The following is a 22,224-nucleotide window of genomic DNA, read 5'->3' as shown; positions in this document are numbered from 1 at the left end:
AGGCTTCTTTATGATTATTTTATCGCAGCTTCTTTTGCTTTGAATTCGTTGTATTTCGCAGTGTTCTGCGTTGTCATGTACATTCCTTTCAGAAGGCTTACAACTTCCTTGTTGTTAGGATCTGCCTGATACATTTGTTCAGCGTAAGGTAATGCTTTCTGGAATCTGGCTCTTCTTTGGTCAAGAACTTTGTTTGCTGCATCTATCTTTCCGGCTTTTTTCAGATTTCTGTATTCCTCAATAGCTTTACCGTCATCTTCTCCGATGATAGAGAATACCAAGTTATTAAGCGCATTAGGGAATTTTGGATCCATCTCTACCAATTTTTTGTACGTAGCTTCTGCTTCTGCAGCTTTTGAAGGATCTTTGCTGTACATCACACCTAGATTGTAGATGCTTTCTTTATCATTTGGATTCTTTGCAATTTTAGCTTTCAAATTATTTACAAACTCGTCTGTTTTACCAGTTTTGAAATAAGAATTGCTTTGAACCTGAGAAAGAGATTGGTTGTTTGGGAACTTTTTCAAGCCTTCTTCAGCCACTTTTCCAGCTTCTTCAAATTTATTCTGAGCAAATAACAATGAAGCTAAAAGATCGTAAAGTTCTTCCTGCTTGCTCGGCGTTGTTTCAGTTTTGAATTCTGTGTAGCCAGCACCGTCCGGTGTTTTTTTGTAAAGGTCAAACGCAGCTTTGTCAAGTGTTTCTTTGTTTCCAGCTTTGTTTTTTGCAGTGTATATTGTTTCTACGCCAGTATATCCGGATTTGATCAAAGAATCAAGAATGGTCACGGCTTTATCTTTGTTGTCGGCAGTTTGAGCATAAGCAACACCGGAATAATAAAGATAGTTTTTGTCATCCTGTCCAGCCGCTTTGAAGAGATAATAAGTCTCAGCAAACTTTTCTCCCGCTACATCAAATTTCTTTTCGTTGTAGCTTTTGGTAGCGACTTCGTTTGCCTTTTGCAAAAGCGGGTTGATAGATTGTCTTAGTTTATCTCCCAACGCTGGCGTATACTTATCCTGTTTCAAAGATAATCCTGCGCCATATTTATCAGAAGCTTCTTTTCCTACGAAATAAACTTTGTTTTTCTCCGCATCTTTTCCTGTGTAGATTTCCTCTTTTCCAAGGTTTGCAATTTTTGCAAGATATTCTGCACCTTCTGTATTTTTTCCGGATTTTAGTAATGTAAATCCTTTCACATAATAATACTGCTCAAGAAGAGATGGTTCTAATAAATAGGTTTTGTCTCCAAAAATACTTTCTGCTTTTGATATTTCTGAATTGGCAGTTGCAAGATCGCCTGAATCAACTGCTTTTACAGCGTTAGCGATTTCTTTTTTCTGTGCACTTACTAATGCTACAGACAAAACTGCTAAACTTAAAATTAATCTTTTCATTATGTTAATTTTTAAACTTTTATTTTTTATTCTTAATCTTCGGTTTCGTCGGCGTTGTCAGTATCGTCAGCGTTATCAGCTGCTTCTTCATCTTCAATTTTCTTCAACTCTTCTTCATCACCGATGTTGATCTGATTGTTTCCTGTCTGCGGTTTCACTTTGAATTCCGGATTGTTGCTGTCATTTTCCGCAACTTCTCCGTCTTCTTCTTCCACAACTTCGCTGTCCATTTCTACTTTTGCAATCGCTGCAATTTCGTCCTTGGTTTTAAGGTTAATAACTTTCACACCTTGGGTATTTCTACCCATCACGCGCATTTCGTTCATATTCATTCTGATGGCAACACCAGATTTGTTGATGATCATCAATCCGTCTTCATCTGTCACACTTTGAATAGCGATCAGGTTTCCGGTTTTTTCAGTAATGTTCAAAGTAATGACACCTTTTCCACCACGATTTGTGATTCGGTAATCTTCAACAGCTGTCCTTTTTCCATAACCTCTTTCTGATACAACCAAAACTGTATCATTTTCCAAGTCATTAACAACAATCATTCCGATTACTTCGTCACTATCTTCAAGAGAAATACCTCTTACACCTATCGATCCTCTGCCGACAGCTCTCGCTTTTTCTTCAGGGAAACGGATACATTTACCGTTTTTGGTCGCGATCATGATCTGGGAATTTCCGTCCGTCAATCTTGCGCCTAATAGGGCATCATTATCACGGATCTCGATGGCATTTACACCATTTGTTCTCGGTCTGGAGTAAGCTTCTAATGATGTTTTCTTGATGGTTCCGTTTTTCGTGATCATCACAACATTCATTTGGTTGATATATTCCTGATTCTTAAGATCTTTGGTTCTGATGTAAGCCTTGATCTTATCGTCTTGTTCTATGTTAATTAAGTTTTGAACAGCCCTTCCTTTTGCAGTTTTAGAACCTTCCGGAACTTCAAACACTCTTAGCCAGAAACATTTTCCTTTTTCTGTGAAGAATAATAGATATTCGTGGTTTGTGGCTGTAACGATATATTCCAAGAAATCCTCGTCTCTTGTCGTTGCCGCTCTATTTCCAACGCCACCTCTGGACTGTACTTTATATTCGGAAAGAAGTGTTCTTTTGATGTAACCAGCGTGAGAGATGGTCAAAACAACTTTCTCATCCGGGATCATATCTTCAATAGAGAATTCTCCACCAGTATAATCAATCTCTGAACGTCTTTCGTCGCCGTATTTTTCTTTGATCTCCTGAAGTTCTTCTTTGATGATCTCATAACGTCTTGGCTCATTGGTCAAAATGTCTTCCAAGTCTTTTATTAAGGCCATAATTTCTTCGTACTCAGCACGGATCTTGTCCAATTCCATTCCCGTAAGACGAGCCAAACGAAGATCCAGAATGGCCTGCGCCTGAAGGTCAGAAAGTTCAAATTCTTCGATCAAGCCTTCCTTCGCTGCTGCAGGATTTGCACTATGACGGATAATCGCAATCGCTCTGTCAAGAGAATCCTGAGTGCCGATCACTTTCATAAAGCCTTCAAGGATGTGGGCTCTTTCCTGTGCTTTTCTCAGTTCGTATTTTGTTCTTCTTACAATCACTTCGTGACGGTGATCTACGAAATGCAGGATCATATCTTTCACGTTCAGTTGTACAGGACGTCCTTTTACCAAGGCGATATTGTTAACTGAAAACGAAGTTTGTAGAGAAGTATATTTATATAATAGATTTAGGACAACATTTGGAATCGCGTCATTCTTAAGTTCGTAAACGATACGCATACCATTTCTGTCAGACTCATCACGGATCTCATAGATTCCTGGGAGTTTGTCATCTTTTACCAACTCAGCAGTTCTGGCTATCATCTCTGCTTTGTTGACCTGATAAGGAATTTCTGTTACAATGATCGCGTTTCTGTTCCCGATTTCTTCGAAGTTGATCTTCGCTCTCAAAACGATACGTCCTCTTCCTGTATGGAAAGCATCACGCACGCCATCATAACCATAAATAATTCCACCTGTTGGGAAATCTGGCGCAATGATGTGCTTCATCAACTCATCGATGGTAATTTCTTTATCATCGATGTAAGCGCAGATCGCATCAATACTTTCGGATAGGTTGTGAGGCGCCATATTCGTCGCCATCCCAACTGCAATTCCGGAAGCTCCGTTTACCAAAAGACTTGGGATCCTTGTAGGAAGAACGGTAGGTTCTGTTAAACTATCATCAAAGTTATTTTGGAAATCAACCGTTTCTTTATCAAGATCGGCAAGGATCTCATCGGATATTTTTTTAAGTCGTGCTTCGGTGTAACGCATTGCTGCTGGTGGATCGCCGTCCATAGAACCAAAGTTACCTTGTCCGTCAACCATTTGATAACGCAAACTCCAAGGCTGAGCCATTCTTACCATCGCATCATAAACCGAGCTGTCGCCGTGTGGGTGATATTTACCTAAAACGTCTCCAACAATTCTCGCAGATTTCAAATGTTTTCTGTTAGAAAAGACATTAAGACCGTACATACCGTAAAGAACTCTTCTGTGAACGGGTTTCAGTCCGTCTCTCACATCTGGCAAAGCTCTTGATACGATTACTGACATCGAATAATCGATGTAAGAGGTTCTCATCTCGTCAACAATGTTGATCGGTATTAACCTTTCTCCTTCCTTATGCATAAATATTTTTTAATTTATTGTAAATCAGAATATTAAAATACATTCTGACCCTTTAAGTTTTTCTGTTTTTTATAACGGGCTAATTTACAAAAAAAATACGATTTTTGCATTCTGAATTTATCAACATTAATCATAAAAAAATATTAAAAATGAGCATCCTAAGTATTACATTTCATACAATCGAAAATAAAATTGAAGAATGGGACCTCTATGTGGAAAGTGATCTGCATCAAATGGTTGAAAATCTTCTGGATGTTGAAAAATATATTCTTTCTGAAGTTCGATCTGATATGTTGGGTGAAGGAAAAAATACCAATTTGCTTTTGGTTTTTGATAATGATGATATGAGAGATCAGTTTATGGAAAGTGAATTGGTGAATCTTGAAGAAAGAATCAATACGAGATTTGGAGAATATGTAATGGTCTTTCCAACTTTTCTTGATCCGAAGAAAAAGAGATTTTAATAAGAAAAACTTAGATTAAAATTCTTTAAACCACAAAAGTTATTTTTTTTATTAAGTTTACCAAAAGTTCAAAAAAGAAATATGTTTTAACACGTTTGCTTTTTTGGTCTTTTCCAAGTTTTATCTTAGATTTTCTTTGTGACTTTTGTGGTTTAATATTTTCAAGTTATTGGGAATAATTTTTGGAGTTACTTTGTAGCTCCTTTATTTTTATAAATTATGTTCGATAAACAACAACGAAAACTTAAACGTTCCGCCAGATTGATCTCCGTTCTCAGCAAGTATGGCTTCAAAGATATGATTGCCAGAATGGGGAAAAAACCAGAAGAAAATTCTCTAAATTCTGATGAAATCATTTCCAAAGGGACAGTTTACGAGAGGATTCGATTGGTTTTAGAAGAATTGGGTCCGACTTTCGTAAAGCTTGGCCAAACCTTTAGTAATCGGGAAGATCTGCTTCCGCCAGAGTTGATTCAGGAGTTGCAAAAACTTCAGGATAGAGTAGAAGTTGTTGATATGAATATTGAGGAAATCCTGGAAAATGAATTCAACATTTCGGTCAAAGAACATTTCTCTGAAATTGTTTCGAAACCTTTGGCGACGGCTTCTATTGCACAAGTTTACAGAGCAACTTTGATCACTGGAGAAGAAGTGATTTTAAAGATCAAAAAACCGGATGTTCTGAGTGTGATTGAGGATGATTTGCTATTAATAAAAGATTTAGTCAAATTAATTTCAACGTATTCCGAAATTGCTTCAAAATTAAATCTTAAACAAGCGATTGCTACTTTTGAAAAGTCTTTGCTGGAGGAAGTTTCACTGGTCAATGAACGCAATAACATCAAACAGTTTGCTTTAAATTTCAAAAATAATAAGGAAACCTACGTTCCCATTGTCTATGACGAATTTTCCAATAATAATGTCCTCTGTATGGAGTTTATTGACGGAATCAAGGTCACGGATAAAACGGAACTTCTTAATAATAACATCAATCCAGTTGTGATTTCGGAAGTTGGTTTGAGGCTTTTCGTTTCTCAGATTTTGGATTACGGATTTTTCCACGCGGATCCACACGCTGGGAATATCTTGGTGAAGAAAGATGGGAGAGTGGTTTTTATTGATTTTGGTGCCGTTGGGAAAATTCAGCCGAATGATAAAGAGATTTTGGAAAGTCTGATTGTGGCTTTTGTCGCGAAAAATTCAAATAAGATAGTAAGGTCATTGAAGAAAATGGCGGTTAGTTACGAGATCCCGGATGACAGGCGATTCGAAAATGATGTGGAAGAAGTTCTGAATTTCGTTCACAGCACGTCATTGAAAAATATCGACCCACATATTATCATTAATAAAATGAAAGACGTTTTGAAGGACAATCAGCTTTATATGCCGGATTATTTTTATCTGTTGTTCAAAGGAATTGGTCTGATAGAAGGCGTTGGGCGAACCATCAATCCTGATTTGGACATCGTTCAAAGTCTGCATCCTTACACCAAGAAAATTCTATCAAGAAAGATCAGTCCGAAAAAGATGTTCAAATCCGGAATGGACAAAATGCTGAATTTCACAGACAACATTGATGAAATCCCAAAAGAATTGCGTTCCGTTCTGCAGAAATTGGATGATAACAAATTCACCATTTCGAGCGAAATTAAAAATATTGAGAAGACCAATCAACTCATCAAATCGAGTATCATTAATCTGATTTTAGCGATGGTTTTGGGTGCAAATATCATTGCTACATCCATCGTTTTCGTTTCAGAATCCGGACCAAGAGTTGGCGAAATGTCTTTGGTCGCTGTTTTGGGATTTATATTTTCAGTTGTTCTGGTGATTATTCTTTTGTTGAGAATCACCCGAAAATAGATATTAAGATCAAAGATTTAATTTACTTCTTCTGCTTTTAAATTTCCTGTTTCTCTTAAGAAAATAGAAATGACAATCGCGAAGGAAATTCCTATTACAAAGAATAATAGTGCATGTTGCAATAGAGAATCGGCATCTAAACTTTTTGTCAATTTTGAACCATACAATTTAGAAAACAAAGGTGCTAAAAGTGTCGTCACACCAAATGTTAAGAAATTGATGGCTCCAGTTGCGCTTCCTTTCACTTGGTCGGGATTCACTTCTTTGATGATGGAATAAGGAATCATCGCGGCGCCAGAACCGATTCCCATTAATAAAAGCGAAATGTCAACGGACATTAAACTTGGTAAATAAGCTAATTGTAACAAGCTCAAAATCATCAAAAATGCACCTCCGATGATCACCGGAATTCTACGCTTGATCTTATCTGCGACCCAACCCAAAAGCGGACATCCAATTGCCCAACCAATTGGAACTAAAGCGCAAGCTAATGTCGCACTTTCGTGGGAAATACCTCTGCTTTTTTGCAGAAAATCTACACCCCAGATCATCGCAAAAATCGTGGTCGGAGCGAATAATAATCCCGAGACCAAACCAGATAAATAGCTTTGAGGGTTTCCGAAGATGATCTTATAATTATCAAGAAAATTCTTTTGCTTTTCATTGGCAATTCCTGGTTCTGTTTTGGGTGTGAACAAAAATGCAAGCAAAGCCAAGATCAAAGAGGTGACACCAAAAATAATCCAAATGCTGGTGACGCTGTTTCCATTGGTCAAATAAGTGTTGCTTAATTTCTGTCCAGCAGATCCTCCCAGCATTCCTAAAGTTTGTGTTATTCCAATCGCTGTGGCAAGATTCTTTCCAGAGAAAGCTTTCACAGCGATATAAACTGCGGCCGGAAAAGCCATTGCAGAACCAGCGCCTTGCATCAATCTACCTGCATATCCAACCACATAATGAGAACCTCCAAATAATAATGAGCCAATTGCCAAAACCAAGATGCCGAAAAAGACTGGTTTTCTCGCGCCCATTCTGTCCAAAAATAATCCAGCCGCCAAACTCGTGATGGAGTAGCTGATGTAGTAGGCGCTGATCATCGAGCTGACTTCTGTCCTGGTCGCGCCATAGGATTCTTTGAGGTCGCCGATCATCACGCTTGGAGAAGATCTGATCGCATATTCCAATGCGTAGAACAATAAGGCCAATATCCAGGAGATAAAGAAGGGGTTTTTGAGAAAAGAAGTTTCGGTTTTCATAGTGGAATTTTGGATGTGAAAACAAACATTTTCACCTCGGTTTAAGAGATCTTTTAAAGCTCTTTTAATTAAATGAATTGTAAAAATAGAATATTAAAATCTATATTTCAATGGAATTTCAGAAAATCCAAACAAAAACTGTAAATTTGCACCACATTTTTAGACGAAATATAATTAATTAAAGCACTCAATACGGAGTGCAACACAAAACAATTTATGAGTATACCTCAAGCAATTACAGAAACGGTCATTCTTGCAGACGGCAGAGAGATCACAATCGAAACAGGGAAATTGGCAAAACAGGCTGATGGATCTGTAGTAGTAAAAATGGGTGGAACAATGCTTTTAGCAACTGTTGTAGCCAGCAAAGAAGCAAAAGATGGCGTAGATTTCTTGCCATTGACAGTAGATTACAGAGAAAAGTTCTACGCAGGTGGGAAGATCCCTGGAAACTTTTTCAGAAGAGAAGCTAGACCATCCGATCAGGAGATCTTGACGATGCGTTTGGTGGACAGAGTTCTAAGACCATTGTTCCCTGAAAATTTCCACGCGGAAGTACAGGTGATGATCTCTTTGATCTCTTACGATGGACAATCCATTCCAGATGATTTGGCTGGTTTTGCAGCATCTGCAGCAATCGCGATCACGGACATTCCTTTCAACGGGCCAATGTCTGAAGTAAGAGTGGTAAGAATTGACGGGAAACTTTCTGTTAATCCAAAATTAGAAGACTTAAAGATCGCTGACTTAGATATTATGGTTGGTGCAACGAAAGATTCTATCGTAATGGTAGAAGGCGAGATGAAGGAGATTTCTGAGGCAGAAATGCTTGAGGCTATCCAATTCGCTCACGTTGAGATCAAAAAACAAGTTGAAGCTCAGGAGAGATTGGCTGAAAAAGTTGGTAAATCATTCCCGAAAAGAGAATACAGCCACGAGAATCACGACGAAGCGATCCGTGAAAAAGTTTGGAAAGAAACTTACGATAAAGTATATGAAGTAGCGAAATCGCCTTCTGGTAAAGAAGAGAGAAGCGATAAATTCAAAGCGGTGCGTGAAGAGTTCTTGGCTCAATATGTTGATAACGCTGAAGAATTGGAAAGAGTAACACCTTTCGTAAAAGTATATTACCACGATGTTGAGAAAGAAGCGATGCGTCAGATGATCTTGAATGATAAGATCCGTCTTGATGGTCGTGATCCTCAAACGATTCGTCCGATCTGGAGTGAGATTGATTATTTGCCAGGCGCACACGGTTCTGCCATCTTCACAAGAGGGGAAACTCAATCTTTGACAGCAGTAACTCTTGGTTCAGTGAAAGATGCGAATATGGTTGACAGCGTGATGATCAACTATGACGAGAGATTCTTCCTACACTATAACTTCCCACCATTCTCTACAGGTGAAGCAAGACCTTTAAGAGGAACTTCAAGAAGAGAAGTTGGTCACGGAAACCTGGCTCAAAGAGCTTTGGCGAATATGATCCCGGAAGAAAATCCTTACACGATCCGTATCGTTTCTGATATTTTGGAATCAAACGGTTCATCTTCTATGGCGACTGTTTGTGCAGGAACTTTAGCATTGATGGATGCGGGTGTTCAGATCAAGAAACCAGTTTCTGGAATCGCAATGGGATTAGTAACTGACATCAAAACAGGAAAATTCACAGTGCTTTCTGATATTTTGGGTGATGAAGATCACTTGGGAGATATGGATTTCAAAGTAACCGGAACTGCAGATGGAATTACCGCTTGCCAGATGGATATCAAGATCCAGGGATTGTCTATGGACATTATGGAGAAAGCCCTTCTACAAGCTAGAGACGGAAGATTGCATATCCTTGATAAATTAAACGAAACCATCTCTGCACCAAGAGAAGACGTGAAACCTCACGCTCCGAAAATGGTGATGCTTGAGATTTCTAAAGATTTCATTGGTGCGGTGATCGGACCTGGTGGAAAGATCATTCAGCAGATGCAGAAAGATACGGATACGGTTATTGCCATTGAAGAAGTTGGAGAGATCGGAAGAATCGAGATCTCTGGTGTGAGTAGAGAGAAGATCAACGAGGCTATCGCGAAGATCAACGAGATCACTTTTGTACCAACTGTAGGTGAAGTTTACCAAGGTAAAGTAGTAAAAGTAATGGACTTCGGAGCGTTTGTAGCGATTGCTAAAGGTACTGAAGGATTACTTCATATCTCTGAAATCGAGTGGGCACGTCTTGATAAAGTGCCTTACAAAGAAGGTGACCAAGTTGAGGTGAAATTTATGGGTTATGATGACCGTAAAAAAATGAAACTTTCCAGAAAAGTATTGTTGCCAAGACCAGAAAAGCCGGCACCAAAACCAAGACCGGAAAGTCAAGTGAACCCTGAAGGTAAAGACCAACCAGGAGAACACAAGCCTTTGAACGAAGCATAAGATCAGTTCTTATCTATATAATAAATCCCTCGAGTTTTCGGGGGATTTTTTTTTGTGAAGTACTGTAGCTTTTATAGATAGTACATACGACGCAGGCATTAATCCTCCTTCCCAATCTTCTATTTCTAAAAGCACGTAACGCATTTCCCGACCACGTCACCGAATATCGGTAATCCAAACATCAACTTCCTATTGGCGACTATCAATCCTTAAGTGCCAACCCTTAGCTTCTTCACCACCAAAAGCTATTTCAATCAATCCTTAATGTCCCGCACGGCATCTTTAGCTGAATTCTATTTGGTTATTAGATAAGCTTGTCTGTTTATTAGATAAAACTGTTAGGTGATTAGATGACTTTGTCAGGTGATTGGATAAAGTTGTTAGGTGATTAGAAAAAGTTGTCAGGTGATTGGACAAAGGTATCAGGTGATTGGATATATGTGTTAGGTGATTGGATAAAGTTGTCAGGTGATTAGATATTTTTAATTATATTTAAACTTCAAACAAAACGCACAATGATAAGAAAGAAAAGAGGCAACCTTACGCCTCACCAAAGCAGCATTGTCCTGCATCTGAAACCGATCCTGGCAGCCAGAAACATCCTTCATCCCGTCGCCTACCTCCTAAAGATAGGCATCAACGCCTATTCGGCAGACAAAATATTAAATGGCGAAGCCGTCCAGATCAACTTCCGACAACTGACTTCCCTTTGCATTTCCCTTAACTGCTCCCCGAATGATCTCTTCGCTCTCCGCAATATTCAAGTGCCGGAAAACCACCAGCTCAACAAACTGCAGGACATCAGCACACCAATCGTGAATCCGGAAGATTTCTACAAAGGGAAAAGTTTGGAGGAGATAAGGGGAATGGGGGAGATTCGAAGTGTATAATTTCAGGAGAGTTGATTAAGGATTACTATTTTGTAATGAATATATGAATGAGAAACCCCCAGCGCGGCGGCTGGGGGTTTTGGGTTTAAGGAACTAGTAGGATCGCGCTGGTGAGAAGTGGGATTTGCTCAAAGTCGGGAGACTTTGCGCAGGGGGGGAGTTTTGGGGTAAAAAATTTTTAGAAATTGGATATTGTGTTGAATTGGTAATGGGAAATCCCGGCGCGGTGGGCTGGGGTTTTGGGGTTGTTTTGTTATGCGGGTGAGAAGTGGATTTTGCTCAAAGTCGGGAGACTTTGCTTAGCGGAGATTTTGTTTTCATAGTACGTATTAATTCTCGCTGTTTATTTTGAATATTATTAAAATCATAGCTCTATCGAAATCACTTCTAAGACTATAAATTTTTTGTAATCTATCTAATCTATTAACATTATTTTCGGATTCAGGAGCATTTGTAAACAATTCCCACAATTTATTAATTTTATCTCTTGGGACATCAATATCTGCATCATCTGTTTTTATGAGCTTCAACTGTTCTATTAGCAACATATTTTGATGATTTTTTTGTCTAAAATTCTTGAATTCAAATCTGACAACTTCATTTTCAAAATCTTCATTGTTTATAAAATTATTAATTTTAAGAACAAATTCTTTTCTGAATTCATCAAGCATTGAAATTATTAAATGTTTCTGGCTTCTCTCATTTTCAATTTTTTTTCCAAGAGTACTGGAAATGTATAGCGCTAATAAACAATTAATTAAAATAGCGAAAACTTCAAAGGGATTTATTTCAAATGAAATAGTTTGATCAAATGTAAATGATGAGTATTTCTTAAATAAAATTGTTAATAGTATTCCTAATATAAATCCAACAATTATATAAATGATTGTCTTAGAGTTTTTCAGCATCATTTATATATTGAATTATATCATCTATTAGATATTCTTCTTCATAAGAAGTAAATGTTAATTTTTCTAACACTTTATCTTTACCATATTCTCTAGTTAAGCCACCGAAAACTTCTTCAAGCCAAGAAGTTCCATAGCCAATCGTCCCATCAAGGTTAACTAAAATAGTATCAGATGTGTTTATAACCTTCTTAAATAAAGGTTCTAAAAAGTCTTCCCTAAATTCTTCCCCAGAATGAGCTTTTGTTCCTTCATCACGATACCTAGACCCTGGCGTTTTGGAAAAATCCTTAACATTGATTATTATACTACCCATTTTATATTTTGATTATTTTCATTTAGTTCCCAAGAAACAAAAGTTCCGCTAAATTCGCATTTTAATTTCGTGAATGTATCATTTTCAACATCAGCAAAAACATTGTTGCTAATTATTTTAAGGCTACTAATTTGATTTCTATCTAAGACTTCTTTTATACCAGGTAAACCCTTACCTCTAAAATGCTGTCCAGTTACTGTCAAATGCATTTCACCATTTAATAACAATTTGAAAATTTCTTCATTTCCTCCAACAACAAGTTTATTTTTAATTTTGTCAAGCCATCCAAACCATTTATTAGTTTCTGGTTTATTTTTTAAACTCTCAAAAATTCCAATTCCGTAATCTACAAAAATGAAAGATACCTTCTTTTCACTTTTATTTTGATTAACAGATAACCACCAATGTTTTTCGCCCTTTTCATTTAACTCGGCGTGATTGTTTGTGTTTTGCATTAACTCAAGCAAGGTTCTTTGTAAACCTTTACAAGTTCTATGTTCGCCCCAAACAGTCTTTGAAGCTTCCGCCATAACAATTAAACCTAATTCAGAATTGACCTCTTTGTTAGCCCGAGTAAACAACTGATTTTGTTTACCTATTTTATATTCTAATTTTTCAGGAATATTAACTCTTTGCAAATATTTGAAAAAATCTGAGTTAATTAATAATAGTGACAAATCTTTATTTTTTGGAAAATTCCCATTAAAACCAATATTTCTAGATTTAAATGAAAACAATATTGAAACCAAAATTGTAATTGCTGAATGATCTAAAAATTTAATATTCTTTAAATCCACAAAAACTTCCTGCTTATTTAAATATAATTGTTCTATTTTATTTACAAAGTCGATAGTTTCTTCTGGGTTCTTTATTAATGAGAAATATAAAGGTGCTGTAACTTTAACATTATCATTTTGAAATGCTTTTAATTCTGATACAAGTTCTTCAAACGATTTATTGTATCTCTTAGAAGCTCTTTTTTTATATGACTTAAAATTTATATTTGATTGATGTTTTTTTAAAGCTAACTTTTTATTCCAATCTCTTTTTCTCTGTCTCCTGTTAATTTTTTTCAAAGTTATAGTTTTTTCAAAGTTATAGAAAATTAATAAATGTTAATTAGTGTTAGAATTTTTGTTTCTTAAAACTTCTTCTTCCTCTTCCAAGGCGCATTCTTCCCCACATCGCCCGCCATAATACAACCATAAGGCATCACTTCGTCCAAAACTTCGCAAAGTCCGTATTCCTCAATCTGCGCTCTCACATTTTTCGCACTTTTATAAGCACTCGGAAGCTCAGAAATATCAATATCATTCGAGAAGAAACGGATGTCGAGACCTTGCGTTTCTTCGGCGAACACTTCATCAATGGTTTTGTGGGCTAGGGATTTTTTATGTTGCGTTCTGCTGAAATTTCTTCCCGCACCGTGTGGCGCAAAACCTAAATTTCTGCCGTTGGTGGTCCCGGAGACGATCAACACAGGTTCTGCCATATTCAGAGGAATCAACCTTGGGCCTGTGATGTCGGGCAAAAATTTGTCGTCCAACGGTGTTGCGCCTTTTGCGTGGTAAAACAGATCACCATCTCTGAAAACAAAATTATGTTCGTTCCAATATCGGTCTTGTTTTTCGATATTGAGTTTTTCCAAAACCGTGTTGTGAATGGATTCGTGGTTTTCCTTCGTCCAATCTCTAATGAGCTGCAAGGCTTCCCAATATTGTTTTCCTTCCTCGGTCTCGTAGGGAATCCAGGCGTTTTCCTTCAATGTTTCCGGCGAAATTTCCATTCGGAAACGCTTGGCGATCTTCATCCCTTTGTCGTACAACATTGCGCCGGGGGCTCTGGAGCCGTGGTGCGTGACCAACATTGTGTTTCCCGTATTTTTGGAAATCCCGACGAACAAAAAGTGGTTGCCGTCGCCCTGCGTTCCCATATGCGAACGGGCGATGCTGATGAGTCTCTCGTCGTTCAAAAAGAAATTCTCACGGAAGGCATCCATCAATTCCTGCGACATTGGCATTTGCGAACCTCGGTCTCGACCGCCGTAACCGAAATGCGTGATGGAATGCGCGGTGTCCAAAACCGTTTTCGGGTCTGCCTTTCCAAAATCGGTCAACATCACGGAACAGCAGATGTCTGCAGAATGAAATCCCGGATGGATGGCATTTTTCGCTACCACCACACCGCCCACGGGGATGTGACCTTCGGGACCTGTAGGGCAAGCATCCGGCATAATGGCGCCGTTGACCAAGGTTGGGGTTTTCATCAAGACCTTCATTGTGTTGATGACTTTTTCCACGTTATCGTTTTCGCTGTCGTTTTCCGCTTTGATGTTGATGATGAACTCCTTTGGCTCGGAATGGAGTGGGATCGGTTCTGGTGCGCGGAATTGTTCCAGATAGTCCAACATTTCCGTTTCGCTTAATTGATTTTCGTTGATGTGTTGCAAGGCTTCTGCAAACCATTTCTTTGGTGTGAATCCTAATGCAATCAATTCGTTTCCTGTGATTGTAGTCATTGTTTTAGTTAGTTAGTTAGTTAGTTAGTTAGTTAGTTAGTTAGTTAGTTGTAATTGATGTTGCAAAGTAAAAGTGTAAGTGCGCAATGTTTTTGCGTATCTGAAATTTTTTATACATTTAATGAAAATTTTTTTAAAAGCACAATGGAGAATTTGAATTCGGAAATCTTTCAGGCCTTTCAAAACAAGCTCAAAACCGGAAACAGGCGAGGCGTTCACCTGAATGCGATTCCCGGAAACTCGAGATACAAATTCGACCTTGCGCGGTTGTCGGAGATCAGCAAAAGTCTGCCGGAGCATTTCATCATCGATCTGTTGACGCAGAAAAATGTGAATTTCAAATTCTCCATCCATCAAAAAACGACCGAAAAACCTAAGAATGACAGCTACCTCTTGGAGGACGAGGGGAAAACCAATGAAGAGCTGTTTCCCAACTCTGCAATCGCGGAAGTTCCCCAGGAGAAAGATCAACTGAGCGCGCTGGATAAGCTGACGACCAGCCTGGAAAATCTGATCTTTCAAAATGAAGTGATCCAGTCTGAGAAGGGCGTTAATTCTTTGGGTTTTGGTTTCCCGATCCTGATCCGGAAAGATATGGACGGTCAAATCTCTGCTTCGCCCATCCTGATCTGGTCTGTGACAATAAAAGCCGTCAATGAGATGAATACCTGGGAGATCAGTAGGACGGAAGATGACCCGATCTATGTGAATGAGGTTCTCATCAACCATCTGCAAAGCGATTCTGGCATTAGCATCAAACAGATCTCGGAGGAAATGCTCGCCGATGGAAAAATTGATAAGCCAGAACTTCTGAATATCTGTCAGAGCCTGTTGGATCAATTGAAGATTACGCAGAATCTGGATTTCATTCTCAATAATTATGAAGAAATCCCCTTTATCAAAGCCAAAGCGTCTTACGAAAACCGAGTTCCGAATAAAGGTGACGCCGTGATTATAAAGTCTGGTGTTTTTTCCATTTTCGAAGTTCAGAAGCAGAATATCATCAATGATTATGAGACTTTGAAGAAGGAATTCAAACCGTTGGAACATTTCACAAAAGCTGGTTTCCAAAGTATCACTTCCGTAGAAACCGATCCATCGCAACAAGGGATTTTGGAGTCGTTGAAATCTCAATCCAAGATCTTGATCCAAGGTCCGCCGGGAACGGGGAAAAGTCAAACCTTGACCGCTGTTTTGCTGAATGCCCTAGAGAATAAACAAAAAACCATCGTGGTCTGCGAAAAGCAAACGGCGCTGGAAGTGCTGTACAATGCGTTGCAAAAGTTGGGTCTGGGACGCTATTGCATTATGATCAAAGATGCGTCTACCGACAGAAAATTGGTGGTTGATTCTGTTCGAAATACGATTGATTCGGCAGATTTTAAAAAGCTGACACAACCTTATTCTGAACAATCGTTGCAAAATCAACTGACGGAAATCTCTCAGCATAAAGATACGATCAATGCAGTCCACGAGCTCTTGAATTCTGAATTGATTCCAGGGAAAAACTGGACGGAGATTGTCGGGAGTCTGTTGAATTACAAGGATTCTAAAGAAAATATCAATCTGCAAGATCTGAAGTTTTATTTTTCTGAAGATGAGGTCAAAGTCATTGAGAATGTTCTGGAAAATGGGGAAGAACTATATCAAGATTTTAAACCCTTTGAAGCTTCGACATTCATCAATCCTGAAAAATTGATCAAAGATAATTTCCACAGCAGTCAGCAGAATTTGGATTCGGCTTTTCAGAATTATGAGAATTCCTGGAAGGAAATTCAGCGTTTGATCAGTGATTTCAAACCGATCTATGAGGAAAAGCGGAAGCAGGATTTTGGGAAGAATCTGCAGGAGGTTTCCAATTACATTAATGAAACCGAAGTTTTGACCTCGACTTTACATCAAAATTCGGAGGAATTGCATCCTGAAATCACCAATGGCTTTTTCTATAAGTTGACGGCGCTATTTTCATCAAGCAAGAAAAATAAGATCAAGACCCAGAAGCGATTCCTGCAGTTGAGTTCATTGGTGAAGCAAATAAGTTTGAAGGCGTTTTTCCCGTCCATTAATTTATCTGATGACCTTTGGAATAACAGAAATGAGATCATTAACTACAGGCAGAAAGTTCAGGAGATTCAGTCGGGTTTTCTTTCGAAGTTAGAAACAAGTTTTGCAGAGATCGATTTTTTTAATGCCTTTGATCCCGTTGTTTCTGGAAGGGAAACCGAAATGATCTCGCACAAGATTCAACAGTTGCGGAAGACAATTTCCAATGATCATTGGTTGAAGAATCTGGATTTTGGGAATACTTATCAAAACTTCAAAACTTACATTGATCACACTTTAAATCTTTATAAAACTTACAGAAACAATCCAGAGAATCCTTTGTTGAAAGAGTTTAGCTGGTTTACTTTTTACTATTCGCTTTCGGATTTTCAGAAGTCGATTTTGGAAAAATTGTATCCGGTAAGTAATTGGAGACCGACATTTTATTCGGCTTATTATCCGTTGTTGCTCAATCATTGTTCTGATCCAAAACTGAATTTCAGTGAGAAAAATTATGAGGAAATCAGTAAAAAAATCAAGCAATTGGGAATTTCTCAGAAGAGTTTTGTGGAGTTTTTCTGGAACCTTGCCCAGCAGAATTCAGTGAAGCAGTTTGAGCAAAATAACAAAGATGTGACTGTTGCCAATCTTTATAATAAACGAAGTAGTATCAATCACAAAAGACTGACTCTGAGACAAATCGTTCAGAAAGATATTGACCTTTTTACACATTTCTTTCCTATTATTTTGACGACGCCAGATGCTTGCAGTAATCTTTTTCAGGGAAAGAATTTCTATTTTGATAATGTTGTATTTGATGAAGCCAGTCAGTTGAAGTTGGAAGACAATCTGCCAGCGATTTTGAAAGGGAAAAATGTGATCATTGCGGGCGACGAGCATCAAATGCCACCTTCCAATTATTTCAGCAAAGTGTTTGATGGGACCATTGAAGACGAGGATGATATTGAATCTGAAACCGAAGTTATCACGTACAAAAACGCCATGCTTAACATCGAATCGCTGTTGGATTACGCGATGGAAAATAATTATGAAAAGAACCATCTGGATTTCCACTACCGTTCCAAACATCCTTATTTGATCGACTTTTCCAACCACGCGTTTTACAATTCGAGACTGAAACCACTTCCGACAAAATCTGAAAACAAACCGATCGAGTTTTTCCAAATCGATGGTATTTTTGATGACCATACGAATAAGGAAGAAGCCGATAAAGTGTTGGAAATTTTGGAAAAGATTCAGCCTAAAAAAGACGGCAGTTATCCTTCGGTGGGAATTGCGACGTTCAATATTTCGCAACGGAATTACATCAAAAGGAAGATTGTGCAGAAAGCCAGTTTGCCTGAAAATGAACATTTCAAAGAGAAAATTCAAGGATTGGAATCTGCAGGATTATTCATTAAAAATCTTGAAAACATCCAGGGTGACGAAAGAGATATTATCATTATTTCTACGACTTACGGGCGGAAAGCGAGTGGGAAATTCATTCAGAGTTTTGGACCTGTGAATCATACCAAAGGTTACAAGTTGCTGAATGTGATCATTACGCGAGCCAAAGAACAGATCTACCTCTGCAACTCGATTCCGGAAGAGATTTTTTCCAATTATAAAGATGCTTTGCAACAGGAAGGTTCCAACAATCGGAAGGCGGTTTTCTATGCGTATTTGGCTTATTGCAAGGCGGTGAGTGAAGAAAATGAGAATGGACGAATTGAGATCCTGAGTGTTTTGGATCAATTTGGATATTCAAAACAAGCTAATGAAAATGGCAATTCCAATCTGTTTATTGACCAGATCTTTGACCGATTGCAAAGGGATTTTCCAGATCACAGATTGTCGAAAAATATGGACTTTGGTGGTTATCAATTTGATATTCTGATTGAAAAAGAAGGAAAGAGATCTGTGGTCGTAGAATGTATGAGCAAGGAAAAATACGACGATGAATTGGGCTATCTGGAAGATCTGCACAAAGAAAAAGTGTTGAAGAATTCGGGGTTTGAGTACGTCAGAATTTGGAGCCAGAATGTCTGGCAGAATTTGGAAAATGAATTTCAAAAAATAAATAAAAAATTACTATGATATTTGAACAATTAGAAAAATCTGCGGGCGAGATTCAGTTTAAAGATGTTATCGCATTCATCGATGAACATTACGATTTTACGCCAACGAAATTCACAAACGGAAACACGGTCAATGAAGCCGACCAGAATAATGGCTCGTGCAAGGTTTTCAGTTTTGCAAAGTTGAATGCACTTTCTAAGGAAGATACTTTGGCTTTGTTCGGAGACTTTTACAGAACAGATGTTTTGCAGAATCCGGAGGGTGATGACCATCAGAATATCCGAAACTTTATGACGTTTGGTTGGGATGGGATCTCGTTTGAAGGTGAGGCTTTGAAGAGAAAGTAGAAAATTTTTATATAAGAAATTTGGCAGAAATAAAAGAAAAAGACATAGCTGACTTTGTAGTCAAATTAATCGAAATAGTTAATCAGAATTGCTGGAATACAATTTCGCAAAATCTAGTTTTCATTATATCAGATATTAAGGAAGTTTCAGGGATTAATTTTTTTGTTGAGCGTGTGAACAGAAACAAATTTATTAAAGATAAGAAAGAAAATAATTTAACTGAAACTGTAAATTACTTAAACAAATTTTCAGACAATATCTATGACCTAAATTTATATATCTATAAAGCTGAAAAGGATAAAACCATTATTGAAATTAGATATTTTCTTAAAAGTGACCTTGATCCGGATTACTTAAAAAATGTAATAGATAATAAACCAATGTTACATAGTAAAGTTACAAAACCTCCATATATAAAAAACAATAAAGATAAGTTCGATATCAATTGGGAGTTAGGAGGAATTAGACATCAATGGAAAATGTTATTGTGGAAAATGAAAATAATATGATAACTAATATAACTTGTAAATAAATTCAAATGTCATCCAACAAAAACGCTTTGATCCGATACAAAACTCTGGACAAATGTCTGAAGAACAAGTACAAAAAATATACTTTGGAAGATCTGATGGAAGAATGTTCCGAAGCTTTGTTTGAATTTGAGGGCAAAGAATCTTTTGTGAGCAAACGAACCGTTCAGCTCGATCTGCAGAATATGCGAAGTGAGAAGTTCGGCTACGAAGCGCCAATCGAGGTTTATGAAAGAAGATTTTATCGGTACAGTGATCCGGAATACAGCATCCATCAGATCTCAGTCAATGAAAACGATTTGAAGGCGATGAACAATGCGGTGCAGATCCTGAAGCAATTCAAAGATTTTTCGATGTTCAAAGAGATGAATGGAGTGATTCAAAAACTGGAAGATTCAATACAGTCGACGACTCAAAAATCCATCATTCATCTGGATAAAAATGAGCAGTTGAAAGGGTTGGAGCATATTGACATCTTGTACGAAAGTATTTTGAATAAAAAGGTTTTGAATATTAAATACAAAAGTTTCAAAGCGAGAGAATCCAATCAATACATTGTTCATCCACAACTGCTGAAAGAATATAACAACCGCTGGTTTCTGATCTGTTTTCACAAAGGCAGCATTATGACATTGGCTTTGGACAGAATTGAGGAGATTCTAATTGAAGAAAAAATGGAATTTGTTGATAAAGAATTCAATTCTGACCGATATTTTGGAGAAGTGATCGGCGTTACCGTTTCAGAAACACAACGTCCGCAAAATGTTATTTTCAAAGTGATTGCGAAGCACACGCCTTATGTGAAAACCAAGCCTTTTCATCATTCTCAGGAGATTATGGAAGAGGATGAAACGGGAACGACTTTCAAAATCTGCGTTCAGCTTAATTTTGAACTGGAAAGAATGATTCTAGGATTGGGCGATTTTATCACAGTTTTGGCTCCGAGAAAATTAAAACATCGGATAATCAGCACGTTAAAAAAAGCAAGCGAAAATTACGCAAACATTCATTGATTTAAACAATATTTTCTATATATCTTAGTTTTATATTGACTTTGGTAATTAGATGTTAAAATTATTTGGTTTTTGTCTGCTGATTTTCTGTTTTTGCAAAATAACAGCTCAGAATAATTTGACATTTTCCAACGACAGTTACAGCGGCATCAATTCTGCTGTTTTGTCGCCTACACAGCCATTTCTGAACTCCAATCCCTGGGATGTCAATCTTATTTCTGCGGATCTTTTTATCCAAAATGATTACGCTTATATTTCAAAACAGAGTATTTTAGGCTTGATCAAATCAGAAATAAAATCTGCAAATCCAAAGAAAAATATCACTGGAGAAAATACGCCTAATGTCTTTGATTTTTTTAACAAAGAAAAAGCGAATCTTCTAGTTGCTTCCGATGTTTTGGGACCTTCATTTGCTATGACGGCAAAAATTAAGGAGAAAAAATATGTTTTTGGGCTATTTAGCCGTCTAAGAACCCAAAGTTCTGTTTTGGATTTTGATAATTATCTGCGTTATACCAATGAAATGGTTTTTCAGCCTTCGGACTACAAGATGAAACCTTTTTCTACCAACTTGATGAACTGGAGTGAAATCGGATTGAATGCTTCAACAGAGATTTTCCCTTACTCAGATCAGCATTGGATTCTTGGCTTCAATCTGAAATATGAGATAGGTCTTGATGCCGCAAATATCATCAGCCACAATAATATAGAACTCACTTCCAGCGAGCCTGCAGTTGGCGAAAATCCGGATCTCAGGAATATTTACGCTTCCAATTACAATATCGATGCGAGCTACGTCACGAATTATAATTTCGAAACTAAAACCTACGATTACAGACAGAATGGTTCCGGTTTGGGATTAGATTTGGGAATTGCAATGTTGGACAAAGAGCCGCGGGAAGACGAGTATAATTATAAATTTTCCCTTAATATTCTGGATTTGGGCTTTGTGAATTTCAAGCAGGGCATCAATCATGTTTACAATAATGGCAATACGATCTGGCTTCAGAATAATCCGAATTTTAAAGATGTCGCATTTGAAAGTCCAGAGCAATATCTGAAATTGCTGAGCCAGGAAGCTTACGGGAATGAGAATGCATCGTTTGCAGGATACGGCTTCAAAATCGGACTGCCGACGAGCATTAATATCAATTACAGCCAGCGAATCAAGGTGCATCATTTTGTGAATGTGAACTGGATTCAGCGTGTTCCGGTTTTCGAAAATTCTCTTAAACGTAACAATCTTTTGAATGTAAATTATTCCATTCAAAACGAAGCTTTTGGATACGGGATTTCAACTACTTTATCTGAATATAAAAATGTGCAGTTTGGCGGTTATGTAAGACTCGGTCCTTTGATTTTGGGCAGTGAAAATGCCTTTCCGCTTTTATTTAAACACGATCATCTTAAAGCTGCCAATATATATCTTGCGCTCAAATTTTATCCGTTTTGGGATAATGAAATGAAGCGGCACAGACGGCAGAAATGTGATTGTGAGAAGTAA

General features: G+C 37.7%; 16 protein-coding genes. 9 read left to right on the top strand and 7 right to left on the bottom strand.

What is annotated here, in order from left to right:
* Positions 1-14: 14 nt before the first annotated feature.
* Positions 15-1,397, bottom strand: coding sequence for a hypothetical protein (locus LUD75_RS11380; protein WP_232705794.1), 1,383 nt, complete (start codon positions 1,395-1,397; stop codon positions 15-17).
* 32 nt (positions 1,398-1,429) lie between these two features.
* Positions 1,430-4,069, bottom strand: a complete 2,640-nt coding sequence (gene gyrA, locus LUD75_RS11375) for a DNA gyrase subunit A (RefSeq protein WP_232705793.1) — start codon at positions 4,067-4,069, stop codon at positions 1,430-1,432.
* Between the two features lie 149 nt (positions 4,070-4,218).
* Here gyrA and LUD75_RS11370 point away from each other — a divergent pair, with 149 nt between their 5' ends.
* Both LUD75_RS11370 and LUD75_RS11365 read left to right on the top strand, forming a co-directional pair.
* Complete coding sequence (locus LUD75_RS11370; RefSeq protein WP_232705792.1) at positions 4,219-4,533, top strand: DUF4286 family protein; 315 nt, start codon at positions 4,219-4,221, stop codon at positions 4,531-4,533.
* Between the two features lie 219 nt (positions 4,534-4,752).
* Positions 4,753-6,396: an AarF/UbiB family protein gene (locus LUD75_RS11365; protein WP_232705791.1), complete on the top strand. Its 1,644-nt coding sequence runs from the start codon at positions 4,753-4,755 to the stop codon at positions 6,394-6,396.
* A gap of 17 nt (positions 6,397-6,413) precedes the next feature.
* Here the strand turns inward: LUD75_RS11365 and LUD75_RS11360 are convergent, their stop codons facing one another.
* The gene (locus LUD75_RS11360) at positions 6,414-7,652 is read right to left on the bottom strand and encodes an MFS transporter (RefSeq protein WP_232705790.1); all 1,239 of its coding nucleotides are present in this window, start codon (positions 7,650-7,652) and stop codon (positions 6,414-6,416) included.
* Positions 7,653-7,868: 216 nt separating this feature from the next.
* On the opposite strand from LUD75_RS11360, the gene LUD75_RS11355 reads away from it, so the two are divergent.
* Positions 7,869-10,076, top strand: a complete 2,208-nt coding sequence (locus tag LUD75_RS11355) for a polyribonucleotide nucleotidyltransferase (RefSeq protein ID WP_232705789.1) — start codon at positions 7,869-7,871, stop codon at positions 10,074-10,076.
* Positions 10,077-10,591: 515 nt separating this feature from the next.
* Complete coding sequence (locus LUD75_RS11350; protein WP_232705788.1) at positions 10,592-10,966, top strand: helix-turn-helix transcriptional regulator; 375 nt, start codon at positions 10,592-10,594, stop codon at positions 10,964-10,966.
* Positions 10,967-11,295: 329 nt separating this feature from the next.
* Here the strand turns inward: LUD75_RS11350 and LUD75_RS11345 are convergent, their stop codons facing one another.
* The 4 genes from LUD75_RS11345 to LUD75_RS11330 form a co-directional block, all read right to left on the bottom strand.
* Positions 11,296-11,877, bottom strand: a complete 582-nt coding sequence (locus LUD75_RS11345; RefSeq protein ID WP_232705787.1) for a hypothetical protein — start codon at positions 11,875-11,877, stop codon at positions 11,296-11,298.
* Entirely contained in the window at positions 11,858-12,190 is a 333-nt protein-coding gene (locus LUD75_RS11340) for an STAS-like domain-containing protein (protein ID WP_232705786.1), read from the bottom strand. Before LUD75_RS11340 ends, LUD75_RS11345 begins: the two co-directional genes overlap by 20 nt.
* Complete coding sequence (locus LUD75_RS11335; RefSeq protein ID WP_232705785.1) at positions 12,178-13,266, bottom strand: hypothetical protein; 1,089 nt, start codon at positions 13,264-13,266, stop codon at positions 12,178-12,180. The genes LUD75_RS11340 and LUD75_RS11335 overlap by 13 nt, the downstream gene beginning before the upstream one ends.
* 65 nt (positions 13,267-13,331) lie before the next feature.
* A complete protein-coding gene (locus LUD75_RS11330) occupies positions 13,332-14,708 on the bottom strand; it encodes an RtcB family protein (protein WP_232705784.1) in 1,377 nt (458 codons plus the stop codon).
* 144 nt (positions 14,709-14,852) lie between these two features.
* Here LUD75_RS11330 and LUD75_RS11325 point away from each other — a divergent pair, with 144 nt between their 5' ends.
* The 5 genes from LUD75_RS11325 to LUD75_RS11305 are packed head-to-tail and all read left to right on the top strand — an operon-like array spanning position 14,853 to position 22,224.
* On the top strand, positions 14,853-18,848 hold the full coding sequence (locus tag LUD75_RS11325) for an AAA domain-containing protein (RefSeq protein WP_232705783.1): 3,996 nt from the start codon (positions 14,853-14,855) through the stop codon (positions 18,846-18,848).
* Positions 18,845-19,177: a HopJ type III effector protein gene (locus LUD75_RS11320; RefSeq protein ID WP_232705782.1), complete on the top strand. Its 333-nt coding sequence runs from the start codon at positions 18,845-18,847 to the stop codon at positions 19,175-19,177. Before LUD75_RS11325 ends, LUD75_RS11320 begins: the two co-directional genes overlap by 4 nt.
* Positions 19,178-19,197: 20 nt before the next feature.
* On the top strand, positions 19,198-19,686 hold the full coding sequence (locus tag LUD75_RS11315) for a hypothetical protein (RefSeq protein WP_232705781.1): 489 nt from the start codon (positions 19,198-19,200) through the stop codon (positions 19,684-19,686).
* A 29-nt stretch (positions 19,687-19,715) separates the two neighbouring features.
* Entirely contained in the window at positions 19,716-20,720 is a 1,005-nt protein-coding gene (locus LUD75_RS11310; protein ID WP_232705780.1) for a WYL domain-containing protein, read from the top strand.
* A gap of 52 nt (positions 20,721-20,772) precedes the next feature.
* The gene (locus LUD75_RS11305) at positions 20,773-22,224 is read left to right on the top strand and encodes a DUF5723 family protein (protein WP_232705779.1); all 1,452 of its coding nucleotides are present in this window, start codon (positions 20,773-20,775) and stop codon (positions 22,222-22,224) included.

The organism is Epilithonimonas sp. JDS (assembly GCF_021261315.1).
Classification (GTDB): Bacteria; Bacteroidota; Bacteroidia; order Flavobacteriales; family Weeksellaceae; genus Epilithonimonas.
Note: the sequence above shows the minus strand (reverse complement) of the source record. Positions and strands in the feature narration are given on the sequence as shown.